At 42.2% G+C, this 13,690-nt stretch carries 10 protein-coding genes; 9 read left to right on the top strand and 1 reads right to left on the bottom strand.

Features of this window, described 5'->3' with window-relative positions; genetic code table 11:
* Position 1: 1 nt before the first annotated feature.
* The 3 genes from H589_RS0108565 to H589_RS0108555 all read left to right on the top strand — a co-directional run bounded on the left by H589_RS0108565 (position 2) and on the right by H589_RS0108555 (position 2,311).
* Positions 2–778, top strand: a complete 777-nt coding sequence (locus tag H589_RS0108565; protein ID WP_027721644.1) for a hypothetical protein — start codon at positions 2–4, stop codon at positions 776–778.
* Positions 779–828: 50 nt separating this feature from the next.
* A complete protein-coding gene (gene zupT / locus H589_RS0108560) occupies positions 829–1,665 on the top strand; it encodes a zinc transporter ZupT (RefSeq protein ID WP_027721643.1) in 837 nt (278 codons plus the stop codon).
* Between the two features lie 85 nt (positions 1,666–1,750).
* On the top strand, positions 1,751–2,311 hold the full coding sequence (locus tag H589_RS0108555) for a flavin reductase family protein (RefSeq protein ID WP_027721642.1): 561 nt from the start codon (positions 1,751–1,753) through the stop codon (positions 2,309–2,311).
* A gap of 71 nt (positions 2,312–2,382) precedes the next feature.
* On the opposite strand, the gene H589_RS0108550 is transcribed toward H589_RS0108555, so the two are convergent.
* Positions 2,383–4,188 carry a hypothetical protein gene (locus tag H589_RS0108550; RefSeq protein ID WP_027721641.1) on the bottom strand — a complete coding sequence of 602 codons (1,806 nt, stop codon included), beginning with the start codon at positions 4,186–4,188 and terminating at the stop codon, positions 2,383–2,385.
* 311 nt (positions 4,189–4,499) lie between these two features.
* On the opposite strand from H589_RS0108550, the gene H589_RS0108545 reads away from it, so the two are divergent.
* The 6 genes from H589_RS0108545 (at position 4,500) to H589_RS0108520 (ending at position 13,570) form a co-directional block, all read left to right on the top strand.
* The gene (locus tag H589_RS0108545) at positions 4,500–7,604 is read left to right on the top strand and encodes a UvrD-helicase domain-containing protein (RefSeq protein WP_027721640.1); all 3,105 of its coding nucleotides are present in this window, start codon (positions 4,500–4,502) and stop codon (positions 7,602–7,604) included.
* A gap of 339 nt (positions 7,605–7,943) precedes the next feature.
* On the top strand, positions 7,944–8,714 hold the full coding sequence (gene cbiR, locus H589_RS19420; RefSeq protein WP_035075613.1) for a cobamide remodeling phosphodiesterase CbiR: 771 nt from the start codon (positions 7,944–7,946) through the stop codon (positions 8,712–8,714).
* Between the two features lie 92 nt (positions 8,715–8,806).
* Complete coding sequence (locus tag H589_RS0108535) at positions 8,807–9,313, top strand: bifunctional adenosylcobinamide kinase/adenosylcobinamide-phosphate guanylyltransferase (RefSeq protein ID WP_027721639.1); 507 nt, start codon at positions 8,807–8,809, stop codon at positions 9,311–9,313.
* 2 nt (positions 9,314–9,315) lie between these two features.
* Positions 9,316–10,314, top strand: coding sequence for a DHH family phosphoesterase (locus H589_RS0108530; RefSeq protein ID WP_027721638.1), 999 nt, complete (start codon positions 9,316–9,318; stop codon positions 10,312–10,314).
* Between the two features lie 44 nt (positions 10,315–10,358).
* Complete coding sequence (gene polA, locus H589_RS0108525; protein WP_027721637.1) at positions 10,359–13,019, top strand: DNA polymerase I; 2,661 nt, start codon at positions 10,359–10,361, stop codon at positions 13,017–13,019.
* A 245-nt stretch (positions 13,020–13,264) separates the two neighbouring features.
* Positions 13,265–13,570 (top strand): DUF1844 domain-containing protein, encoded by a 306-nt coding sequence (locus H589_RS0108520; RefSeq protein ID WP_027721636.1) that lies wholly within the window; start codon positions 13,265–13,267, stop codon positions 13,568–13,570.
* The last annotated feature ends 120 nt before the right edge of the window (positions 13,571–13,690 follow it).

The following is a 13,690-nucleotide window of genomic DNA, read 5'->3' as shown; positions in this document are numbered from 1 at the left end:
AATGAGAATGAGATTTTTTAGCCTTGTAGCAGTACTACTGCTGATAGTTGCTTGCGGTTGTACTGAAACGCATATTCCTACTCCTCAGTGGATGGGAAAAGCCCCAAGTTTCAATGCTGATCCAGGTGCGGTACTTTCATATTTTGAAGGAATTCCTTATCGCAATGATGGAGCTATTAACAGGTTTGGCGATTTTACTCTTTTTGCCGACCAAGAGCGCAGGTTTGAAAAGCCGGGTCTTAATTGCAGCGGGTTTGTTGTTGCTGCATCACGATATTTTTTTAAACATAATTATATGTTGAGTAACGTCACTTTTGATAGACTCGGTGACAGTGGTAAAGATGCACTGAATGGGCAGGATTGGGACTTTGGTTATGATCTCATTTTAAATATTACTGAAGGCATGAACCGTAAAGTCGTTCTTCCTTTTGGTGAAACAGCGGATATTGATGGCAGTAATGGAATGACACTTCGCGGTTTTGGCCTGCATGATAAAAAAGCATGGAAGGATGTTATCGCATCTATGCATCCCGGTAAAATCTATCTTTTTTCTATGAGCAAACCGGTAAAATTTAAAAATTATAATCTCCTCTATTATCATGTAGGACTTATCGTCCCAGATAAAAAAGGTCATCTCTGGCTTTGTCATGCCACCACAAAAGCAGGGGTAAACAAAGTGGATATTACCCAGTTTGGAAAATTGGAAAACATTATAGAGGCTAATCCTGATACGGAGCTTGGGCCACGCAAAATTCTTATAATTGAAACGGCACTGTAGACTTAAATTTATTTGTTTGATCAAAGTCTAACTTATAGAGGATTGCTTTTATGTTTTCTGATAATGCAATGTTTGCTCTTGGATTGACTCTGTTTGCAGGTCTTTCAACCGGTATAGGCTCAGCTTTGGCTTTTTTTGCCAAGAAAACGAATACCCGTTTTCTGTCCCTTTCTCTTGGATTTTCAGCAGGGGTAATGATCTATGTTTCGTTCATGGAAATTATGGTCAAAGCCAAAACTGCTTTGCAGGCAGATTTAGGAAGTGTTGCCGGTACTTGGACGGCTGTTATTGCATTTTTCGGAGGTATAGCAGTTATTGCAGTGATTGATAAGTTGGTTCCGTCATATGAGAACCCTCATGAGATGCATAGAGTTGAGGAAATGACGGAGAAAGGGATTCAAGAAGAAAACAAGCTTGAAAGTGAAGCCGGGAAGAAAAAACTTTTTCGTATGGGAACAATGGCGGCACTTGCCATTGGGATTCATAATTTCCCGGAAGGACTTGCTACTTTTACTGCAGCAATCAGTGATCCGCACCTCGGTGTGGCCATTGCGGTTGCAATTGCAATCCATAATATTCCTGAGGGAATAGCTGTTTCAGTCCCTATTTACTACGCAACCGGAGATAAAAAGAAAGCGTTTATATATTCCTTCCTTTCAGGACTTGCCGAACCTGTAGGAGCGTTGGTTGGCTACGTCCTTCTTATGCCTTTCATGTCCCCGACTGTTTTTGGAGTTATCTTTGCAGGGGTGGCTGGAATTATGGTTTTTATCTCTTTAGATGAATTGCTTCCTGCAGCAGAAGAGTATGGCGAGCATCATCTATCTATATACGGACTCGTAGCTGGGATGGGCGTAATGGCTGTATCGTTGCTGTTGTTTCTTTAAAAGAAATCTTACAGGCATGTGGATAAGCTTTATAGTCTGGTGTTAAAATTTGTATATAGTCTCTTTTACTAATACAGGAGTTGAAATGGCTAAGAAAAATATAGGAAATCAAGGTTTTACCATGCCGATGCCTCAGGCTATTCTGGGTACTCATATGGATGGGCGTAATAATTTTATGGCACTGGCATGGGTTTCCAGAGTTAACTACAATCCCCCGCTTATGATGATTTCTGTTGGCAAAAGGCACTATTCAAATGCAGCCATCAAAGCCAGTGGAGAATTCTGTGTAAATATTCCTTCAGTAGATTTAGTTGAGGTTACTGATTTTGTAGGACTTGTTTCTGGAAGCAAGCTGGATAAGTCAGAATTATTTGAAGTGGAGAAAGGTGAGCTTGAAAATGCACCTATTATCAGCAAATGTCCCATCTCTATTGAATGTAAGGTTTATGATTCAATGGAACTTCCAAATGATACTTTATTTGTAGGAGAAGTCATCGCCACATGGTGTGATGAAGATACACTTACAGATGACATTCCCGATATTAAAAAAGTAAATCCTTTTACTCTAACTATGCCTGATAACAAATACTGGTCTGTAGGAGATTGTATTGGAAGGGCATGGCACGACGGTAAAAAACTAAAATAATATTGGTTTAGAATGTCTCTCTGCTTTTTTAAAGACTGAAGGGACCGTTACCAGTCCCTTCAGCAAAATAATTATTTCATATAGTTTTTGTAGCAGGCTATGGCATTCATGGCGAATAGTGAAGTAGTCACTTCGCTGCCGACAATTATGCGTGTAGGGTGCCGTACCATGGTCCATTCGTATGCTTTGTACGGGTGCTTGAAAAATCCCTCGCCGAGATGCTCGTGTAAGATTTTAATTCCTCGTTCAATGAGTCCATCTCCACGTTGTGGGTAGCGAAGCTGGCAGAGTGCGGCCACGGCAAGTGATGCGTCAAACGGGTTGAGGGTTGCACCAAGCATGTCAAATTTACAATAGTTGATGGCTGCCTGTCTGATTTCTTCTACTTTATTTTCGGGATCAATCAGTCTGCGTTCATCTTCTGAAAGTGTGAGCCATGTCTCGTAAAGTCTTCCTGCATAACTGACATAAATTTCAGGCAGATAGAAACGCACGGCACTGTCATGCTTAAAGTTGCCGCTTTTGAAAGCATTATGATGAAAGGTCAGAAAACGGCGGACTGTTTCGAGATTGTCACCCTCAAGAGCTTTCCACTGCTTACGGTTGGCAAGAATGGATTCGAGAATATCCATATTATGCCCGGGGCAGACTTCATTGCCCAGTGTTTCGCGTACAATGCGTCCGTCTTTTTTCGTGAAAGGTTTATCGAACCAGAGCGGGACTGCTCCGAAATAGTCCAGTGGCCGAGTCATAGTAATCGTAGGGGGATTAGTTTTGTTTCCTCCTCCGATCTGGTATTCGTTAATGATTTCGACCCATGGGAATTTTAATATTTTTTCACAATTACGCAGCAGTTTCTGATCGCAGTCCAGCTCCTTTTCAGAAACAAGATCAATCCACTTGCGGCTCATGGCCAGAGCCAGGAAAGTAGTGTCTACATCCGGAACGTAATCATCAAAACCCAGCTCTTTTTTTGCTTTCCAGTCACGTGGTTTGAGATTGCAGAGAGGTTTTCCCTTTTTATCTTTGGGCAGGCAGGTTATGGCAGGGTGCTTGATCCCTGAGCTTGGAGCTACAAGCCATTCCATACTTGTTACTATAAGAAAGTGAAGGATAGACTCAAGCATCTCTTTCAACTTTACCTGCTCGTTTGCCGGTAATTCTTCCAAGATGTATAAGTTAAAAATCTGCTCCCAGAATATATCGTCGTAGAATGCTGTGCGGTGTGTTATCCACGAAACTCTCATGGAGAGCGGTTCGGCAATACCTTTCCACGGGCGGCGGAAAATTTTCAGTGCCAATGGATTTGCGTGCAGAAAGCAGCGCATCAGTGCAAAGAGCAGGTTGATATTTTGAAATTCGTAAGACCCAAGTCCAGTCATTATGTTCATGAAGTTTTCGCCGTCACAAATAGAGTCGCCGGGCATAAGCACCTGTGCTGAAACAGGGAAATACGGATCTTTAGGGTTTTTATCCCAAACTCGGATGATGTCGGACAAAACGGCACTTAATACTTTGTTAACTTCTTTTTCGCAGATGCGTGGCGGACGTGTGTCCGCAGTGTGACGTATACGCCATTGTGGATCTTTGACTCTGTTCAGCAACCCTGCAAGAGGTGAAAAAGTTGTTTTAATCCATGTTTTATCCTGCCAGTTTTCATAACTGGCATTCATGGCTGCATCCATCATTTCGTGGTACGGGGCAATTTTTTCCATGGGAATGGCTGGATGTGAACACCAGCGTAGAATGAAATGTTTTAGGAAAGGATTTCCAAAAAGTTTCTTGTACAGTTTACGCAGGTTATTTCCCGGTTCGCTGATGTTCGAACTTTTTAAAATAGCAGAATCGCAAATGTCATATATAGTGGCGTTTTTCACGCAACAACTCCAAATTTTTAAATTTATATAAAAGTCGATCTAAGATCCCAAGGTTAATTTTTATTTTAGATGCAGATGGGCAAAATATCTATAAAAAGGTCAAAACGCATCAAATAGTTAACATAAAAAAGTACCTAACAAAGAGGTGCGTACCTTGCAATCCTATCTTGCAGAGGGTAGTGTCCGTAAATACTTCTGAAAAGTAGTATTTGTACATTACAAGATTGGCTGATTTGGTTTTTATACCAGATTGTTACGTTGATATAGAAGTTCTTCAGACAAAGACTTATACGGGGGAATTACGGTAGACCATGGAAAGATTTATCGCCGACCTTCATATTCATTCCAGATTTTCACGAGCCACCAGTAAAGCTCTTAATCCTCGCCTCTTAGCCGCATGGGCAAGAGTGAAAGGTATAGATGTTATTGGTACCGGTGATTTTACACATCCAGAATGGGTGGCAGAGATTGAAGAGCAACTTGTGGAGGACGGTTCAGGTTTGCTGACTCTGAGAGAGTCGCAAGGACTGGAAAACGAAATTGATTTTGTCGACGGCCCTTTTTCCGGCCAGACCAGATTCATGCTTCAGACCGAAATAAGTTCTATTTATAAGAGGCTTGGTAAGACCAGAAAAGTGCACAACCTTGTGTATATGCCGGATCTTGAGTCTGTTAAAAAATTTAATGCCAAGCTTGATGCAATCGGTAATTTGAAATCTGATGGAAGGCCGATTCTTGGACTGGATAGCAAAGACCTACTTGAAATTGTTCTTGAAACGCATGATAAAGCTTTCCTTGTTCCGGCTCATATATGGACACCGTGGTTCTCTCTTTTCGGATCTAAATCCGGTTTTGATTCTGTTGAAGAATGTTACGCCGACCTTGCCTCAGAAATTTTTGCTATGGAGACCGGACTTTCTTCTGATCCGGAAATGAACTGGCTTATTTCATCTCTTGATAAGTATCGCATGATATCCAATTCAGATGCCCACTCCGGTGAAAATCTAGGACGTGAAGCCAATATTTTCAGTGGAGCTATGTCTTATGAGGGCATTTACCGTGCTCTTCGGGGAGAAGGGTTGGGCCACAAGTTTATGGGGACTCTTGAGTTTTTTCCTGAGGAAGGAAAGTACCATATGGATGGTCACCGTAAGTGCGGCATTGTGCTTGACCCACATGAATCAAAAATGCGTGGTGGTATTTGTCCTGTATGCGGAAAACCACTGACCAGAGGGGTATATTCCCGTATCATGGAACTTGCAGATCGTGAAGAGCCGCAGCAGCCTAAAAATCAGCCAGGATTTGCATCACTCGTTCCTCTCAAAGAGCTTATTTCAGAATTTGTGGGAACAGGTCCTAAAACTAAAAAAGTTATGGGAGTCTATGCACCTTTAATTCGTGAATTCGGTTCTGAATTTACAATCTTACAGCATGTGCCTATCGAAGATTTGAAACGAAAGAATGTGTATCTGGCTGAAGGCATCAGACGTATGCGTGAAGGTCAGGTCATCCGAAATTCCGGTTTTGACGGCCAATATGGAACAATTTCAGTTTATACCCAGCAGGAACGTGATGAGATTGTAAATGGTGTAAAGCTGGTTGTTGTGCATAAAGAAAAAGGTGATCTTGATAACAAGCCAGATGAAGTTGATGCTCGCAAGGCAACAGAGCAGGAAGAAGTTTCAGAAGTTGTTCGGTTTAACGATGCTCAGAAAATGGCCAGTGAAGCTGGACCAGGACCTGTACTGGTTATTGCAGGACCCGGCACAGGTAAAACACAAACGCTCATGGGACGTATTAAGTTTCTGCTTGAGCGGGGGACACGTGCCAGAAGAATTTTATCACTGACATTCACCCGTAAAGCTGCTGAAGAGATGAATGAGCGTATGAAAGAGATGTTCGGTGAAAATGATGTTCTTCCACGTGCTGACACATTGCATGCGCTCGCTTTTGAATATTGGCAGTCAGCTTTTGACTTGGCTCCGATAATACTTAATGAAGAGACTGCGCGCAGGGTTTTTGCGCGGGCAAACCCTGAATTAACTGGAGCAAAACTGAAGGCTGCATGGGATTCTATATGTCTTTCACGTGAGACTCTTGAGCCTTTAAGTGATGGTCCTTCAGAACTCTTGACCAATTACTCACAGCAGAAGGATCAGTATAATCTGGTTGATTATACTGATCTGCTGGAATTTTGGCTGGCAGAACTTAAATCCGATAAATATGTACGGACTTTCACTCATGTATTGGTTGACGAGGTTCAGGATCTTTCACCGTTACAGTTGGAAATTGTACATCGGCTTGCGGGTGAAGACGGCGAAGGATTATTTGCTATAGGTGATCCGGATCAGTCTATTTACGGCTTCAGGGGAGCAGCTGGAAATGTGGCCTCCTGTTTTAAATCTTTTTGGTCCGATCTTAATGAGATAACCCTTGAGGATAACTACCGCTCGGCGCAGGCGGTTCTGGATGCATGCGCATCTGTGCTTGAAAATCCCCCGCAGCTTAAGGCTCATAAGAATTATGATCCTGACATTCATTTATTCTCTGCACCTGACAGCGCACGTGAGGCTTCATGGATTTGTGACCGTATAAAACAACTTATAGGTGCAACCAGTCATACATTGGTTGATTCCTGCGGGCATGGAACAATGAGCCCCGGTGATATTGCTGTACTGGTCCGTTTCAGGGGACTTATGGCGCCGATAGAATCTATGCTCAAGCGTCAGGGTATTCCATGCAGTGTGCCGGAAGTGGAAACTTTCTGGCATGACCCGCGTGTCGGAGCGCTGCTGGCTGCGGCCCGCCGTATGCTTGGTTTTGCTGAAGAGCATGACAATGATGCTCCAGAAGCTCCTGAGAAAATCATTGCACAGGGGCCTATCGGATTATCTGCATATTTGACTGACATGCCGCCGTTTGATCAATTGTTTTGGGAGAGTAAGGCTTTTAGAGCAATGGTGAAGGGATATAAAGAGCATGGTGGGTGGTCAGGGTTGCTTAACTGGATTCATATGCAAAATGATTTTGATCAGGTTCGAAGTAAGGCCGAAAGGGTGCGTATTATGTCCATGCATGCATCCAAGGGGCTTGAATTTGAGGCCGTTTTTTTAGCTGGCCTTGATGACGGGATTGTGCCATTTGCCGGAACAGATATGCTTAGTGGTAAGATGTCCGGTGTAAGTCTTACCGGATTTGAAGATATAGAAGAGGAACGCAGACTGCTTTATGTTGGGATGACTCGTGCTAAAAAAAATCTTTTCCTTTCACATGCAGTGAAGAGACCTTTATATGGGCGTACGCTACGCTTGCCTGTTTCACGTTTTTTGAAGAATTTACCTGAAGAAGTTAAGAAATCAGCTATGGTTGCCCGTAAGGTTCAGAAAGAAAAGAAAATCAGCTTACTTGATGTCTAGTAGCTGAAGATCTTTTTGGAAATTTCATCAAAAATTGTTTTCTGTCAGGATTATAAAAGAAAAACTTTGTACAGAATTTTTTCATAAGCCATAGACATTTTTCTAGCTGCGATTGAACTTAATCCTACTCCTCTAAGTCTGCAAAAGACGTGCAGAGGATTTAAATAATGTTGGAAGAAATTTCTGACTTTTTTCATTTTTTTAGCTCTCCGACAGAATTAACTGGTTGCTAGATTAACAGCAATAAGTATGCCTGATACAAAAAAGAGTTTCAGTAGGGTTTGTTGTAATAATGAGTTGTGTGTTGATTATTGAAATATTAAATAGTTAGTGGAAAAAATGACCCTATTTGCAAATAAAACCAGTTGTTTTTATAAACTGGCAGCACCATCATGGGTAATACCTGGAAATATAGCTGAAAACTGCCGTTATCTTGCAGGAAAAGTGGACGAAATAGCACTGCTTTTTTTTGAAACTGAATCCTGCCTGTCCTATACGGAAGAGGATCTCCCATCTGACCTGGCAGAGTGCGGTCTTTCTTTCCACATCCACCATCCTCTTGACCTGCCTTGGCACAAGGGTGGGGCAAGGGTGGCTGAAATTGTATTGGCTCTTAATGAAAAAGCAGCGCATTTAAATCCGTTAAGGCATGTTGTTCATCCTCCTGCTGCCGGAAATACTGCTGAAGGTAATTTGAGAGACTTTGCAAGCTCTCTTAATGGGGCAGGCATAAGAGCTGAGCAGGTTTTATTTGAGAATACTAAAATTAATTCTCTCGGAGAGGATGTAGCAGTTATCAGAGATCTTGGTTTTAAAATATGTCTTGATCTTGGGCATATACTGGCCTACGCACAGCAGTCTATCTTAAAATATGGTGATTTTGCAGGACTGGTTGATATGATTCATCTTAATTCTCCCGGTATAGGGGGAAAGCATGAAAGTCTTGAACTGCTTGATGATGAAGGTATTAATATCTTGAATCAAATCTTTGATTTACTTTCAGCTGATGGCACAGTGACTGTTGAAGTTTTTGAAGAGAAATCTTTTTTCAACTCGCTGCAATTCTTGGATGAATATTGTTCAGGAAAAAAATGCTCAGCTAATTTGTGAAAATTTTCTTGTGGTTGCAGTGTCTGCCTAAAATAGAGTAGGAATTAGAAAGTTTTTCTCGATTCTATATTCGTGCATTAAGGAGTTCTCTCTTGATCACATTTATACTTGGGGGCAATAAGTCGGGAAAATCGGACTACGCTCTTGAACGTTTTGCCAAGTGCACCGGCAGCAAATGCTTTATTGCCACTGGAAAAGCCCGGGATATGTCTTTTCGAAAGCAGATCATGGATCACCGCATGGAAAGGGATCCGGCTATTCCAGTTCTTGAAGCAGGAGCGAACTTGCATCAGGTGCTTTTGACAGCTAAAGAGAAGTATGACCACCTGCTGGTGGATAGTCTTGATTTTTGGCTGTTCTCTTGTTCGGAGCACGTAGACGGGGAATATCTTATCGGGGAGGTTGTCCGGATTCTATCTGAATGGAAAGGTCCGGATGTTGTTTTAGTGTCTTGTGAATTGGGCCTTGGTCCTCTTGCAATGACACGTGAAGTTCGTGAATTCGTGAGAAAAAACGGATCACTAAACCGAACAATGGCCGCTATTGCTGACGAAGCATATCTCGTGGTCGCAGGGTTGCCCCTAACCCTGAAGAAGTAAATATGGCTTATTTTAAACAGCTTGAAGATCGACTTCAGGAATTGCTTGCACTTTGCAAAAAGGATGAGCGCTGGCTGGTTGTGGTCAATGCTGACCCTGATTCACTGGCCTGTGCCATGGCTTTTAAACGCATTGTCGGACGCAGAGTTCAAGCAGTGGGCATTGCCCATATTAACGAAGTGAAACGTCTCGACAATCTTGCCATGATCCACTATCTGCGCATCCCTGCGCAACGGATGATACCAACTCTGGTGGCCCAGTATGATAAATTTGCCATCATTGATTCACAGCCTCATCATCATCCAGATTTTGATGATGTTAAGTTCTCTGTAGTAATAGACCATCATCCACTGCCGCCGGAACCTTATCCTCATGCTGAATTTGTGGATATCCGGCCCGAGTATGGTTCCAACAGCACCATGCTTACCGAGTACCTTTACAACCTGAAAATAAGGCCGGCTAAGCTGCTTGCTACAGCACTTCTTTACGGTATCAAAACTGATACTCAGAGTTTTGAGCGTCCTTTTATTGATGATGATGTCAAGGCTTTCAGATACTTAACTAAATATGCGGATATGAATCTCATAAAGCGTATTACACGCAGTGAAATACATCCCGACTGGTTAAGATATTTTTCAAGGGCATTTTATAATCTGCGTCGCATTGGCCCAGGTCTTTATTCACACCTTGGCAAGGTGGAAAACCCCGATACGCTAGTTATTTTAGCTGATTTCTTTATGCGCGTTCATGGCGTATCATGGGATGTTGTCTCAGGTATTTATAAAGAGACTCTTGTAGTTATCTTCAGGGGAGACGGTCTACGTAAAGATATGGGGAAAATGGCAGCCAAATTATTCAGTGATGTAGGCTCTGCCGGCGGTCATAAAGCTGCAGCAAGAGCAGAAATTAAACTTGAAGCACTTGAAGATGCCGATCCTGAGTCGTACGTAGTCAAGAAGCTGACTAAAGGCATGCAGAAGTCAGTCAAGCGCATTAAATAACACATATCATTACAAATTGTCAGGGCCCGGCCCGAAGGGACAAAATGTCACTCAGAGATAAACTGAATTTTGAAGGTGAACCGTTGTATCTTATCGACGGTTCTGCTTTTTTTTACCGTGGTTTCCATGCCTATCCAGATCTTAAACGTTCGGATGGTTTTCCTACCAACGCTCTGTTTATTGTCCTGAGGGTATTGCTCAAAGTAATCAAAGAAGAAAAACCTAAATATCTGGTCTTTATGCTGGATGGAAAGGGTAAGAATTTTCGCCACGAACTGTTTGACCAGTACAAAGCTCAGCGTCCGCCTATGCCCGATGACTTACGTGTTCAGATTGAGCCTCTTAAAGAAGCTATGAAAGTTCTTGGCGTTCCTATGATAGTTTCTCAGGGTGAAGAAGCTGATGATTGCATAGCCTCTCTTGCTTCACGTTATAAAACAGAAAGGCCGGTTGTGATTCTTGGTGCCGACAAAGATCTCAAACAGTGCCTCGATGAAAATGTTTTTATGTGGGACCCTGCAGGACGCAAGGAAAAGGTTACTTCTCTGGCTGATTTTAGAGAGGACACTGGACTGGAGCCTGCTCAGTGGGCTGACTTTCAGGCTTTGATAGGTGACTCTGCTGATAATATTCCAGGTGTTCCCGGGGTAGGTAAGGTTACAGCTTCTAAGCTGATGGCCGTATATCCTACTCTTGAAGATCTCCGCGATAACTATGAAAAACTCCAGCCTAATATCAAGAAAAAGATGAAAGATGAGCTGGAAAATATTTTTACCTACAGGAAACTGACCCGGCTGAAGCTTGATAGCTGTTCGGAGCTTACTATTGATAACCTTACGTTAAAACCTGCTGACCCTGAAGAAGTTGCAGGATATTTGAATACCTATGAGTTTCGTTCTTTGGTACGCGATGTCCGCAGCGCCTTTCCAGCCTCTGCCGGAGTTGCCAGGAAATCTGGTTCTCCCGTTTCTGCTGCTAAAAGCAAAAAAGCCGATTCAGGACAGTTTTCATTGTTCGGCGACGCTGCGCCAGCTCCAGCTGACCCTGAAAGTCGTCTAAAAGTAAAAAAAGCCGCCACTGTTGATGAATTACCTGATTTTGCAGGTAAAGAAGTAGGTCTTATCCGTGAGGGAACTACTTATTTTATTGGAGTGGATGGCGATGAATGGATGTGCAACGTAAAAACGACAGATCTTGTCGAAAAGTTGCAGAAAGCTAAAGTCATAGCTGTTGCCGAAGTTAAGTCTTTTTTTCGTTTTGATTCAGCGTGGCGTGGTATCCAACTCAGGCAATGGTTTGATTTGAGTCTTACCGCTTACCTTCTGAATCCTGAAGAGCGTAATTACGAATGGGACAGATTGCGGTCTATGCTTTTTGTAGAAGACAAACTTCCTGATGCTGTTGATGAAGTTCATCCTGATGCGCAGGGGATGGCTGCTCTTGCTTTAATGCATGTACTGGCTCCACGGGTTAATTCAGCCGGACTTACCGACCTGATTGAGACTCTTGAAGTTCCGCTGATTCCTGTACTTGCTGATATGGAAGATGCTGGAATTACCATTGACCTAGAGTCCTTTGCTAAGTTTTTAAAAGAAGTCAGTGAACGCGTAACAGAATTGACCAAGGTTATACATGAACGGGCCGAAGAGCCTTTTAATATCCGCTCAAGCCAGCAGATGAGTAATATTCTCTTTGAGAAACTCGGTCTTAAGCCCGGTGGAAAAACTCCTAAGGGAGCTCTTTCTACTGCGAACTCAGTGCTTGAGAAGCTGATTGGTCAGCATGATATAGTTACTGATATACTTGAATTTCGTAAGATGGAAAAACTCCGTTCTACATATCTTGAACCTTTGCCAAGACTGGTTGGAAAAGATAATCGAATTCATACTAATTTTAATCAGCTTGCGACTGCTACAGGGCGTCTTTCAAGTTCCGGCCCTAACTTACAAAATATTCCTATTCGAGGAGAGCAGGGTAAACGGATGCGGGCCTGCTTCACCGCTGGTGAGGGAAAGCGTCTTGCTGCAGCCGATTATTCACAGGTTGAGTTACGTGTGCTGGCTCACTTTTCTGGTGATCCTGCTCTTGTCTCAGCGTTTGAGCATGATGAGGATATCCATTCCAGAACAGCTGCTCTTTTATTTGATAAAGATACTGCCGATATCACCAGTGATGAGCGGAGAAATGCAAAGACGATCAATTTCGGGCTCATATATGGAATGGGACCGCAAAAACTTTCCCGTGAGCTTGGTATTAATATAAATGAAGCTAAGGAGTTCATCTCTAAGTATTTCGAGAAACTCGGTGTACTTAAAGAGTTTTATGATTCTGTTGTAGAGAATGGACGGGAGAAAGGATATGTCACAACTCTTTCCGGGCGTCGAAGATTACTGCCTGAGTTACTATCAACCAGTCCGCAGGTCATTTCTCAGGCCAGACGTCAGGCCATTAATACAGTCATTCAAGGTAGTGCGGCTGATATTATCAAAATGGCAATGATTAAAGTTGCTCAGAATTCAGAGATAAAACATCTTGGCGGTAGATTGATTCTGCAAATTCACGATGAACTTCTGGTTGAAGGACCAGAAGATTCAATTGAGGAAATTGGTAAACTTTTACAAGATGATATGCAGCAGGTAACATCGCTTGCTGTGCCTTTGAAGGTCGATCTCGGCTTAGGGCGTAATTGGGCTCAGGCTCATTAGAAAATCAATGTCAGAGATAAATGAAATTGTCGTTGCATTGCTACCAGCTTATGATTGGGGTAATATTTTATAGTTTCAAAGAAGTTTTGCTGCTGATTTAATACTGTTATCAGAGCAAGTCCTTAAAATACTTTAAAAGTCCGGCTTTATTAGCCGGACTTTTTTATTTCTTTTTTAAGATAGTACTTGAATCTTCTGATCAATATTTTTAGAATCCGCCAGATTATATGCATAAGGAGTATTTTATGTCTGATGATAAAAAATGTGGTTGCGGAAGTGAATTTGCCAAAGAAATGCCAATACCTGAGGTTAATTTCTCAACTTTCATTATGTCTTTGAGTTCCTCTGCTATGGTTCATTTGGGAGAGGTTGCTGATCCATCCACTGGGAAAGTCGATTATTCTCCTGTTCTTGCCAAGCAATCAATTGATGTGCTCGCTCTTTTGGAAGATAAAATTAAAAATGGTATGAGCAAAGACGAAGAACGTCTTTTGTGTGAATTGCTTTATAATCTTCGCATGAAATATGTTCAGAAGACCAAGAAAAGCTAGTTTGATTTTTAATATTATTTTTAAATAGTATTTATATTTCATTTCATAATTTAAAATTTTGCCAGCTGTCTTTGATCTTTATTCAAAGCAATTCTTTGTTTTGCTTTTTGAAAAGCAGCC

The sequence above is a fragment of the Maridesulfovibrio zosterae DSM 11974 genome (genome assembly GCF_000425265.1).
GTDB lineage: Bacteria > Desulfobacterota > Desulfovibrionia > Desulfovibrionales > Desulfovibrionaceae > Maridesulfovibrio > Maridesulfovibrio zosterae.
Note: the sequence above shows the minus strand (reverse complement) of the source record. Positions and strands in the feature narration are given on the sequence as shown.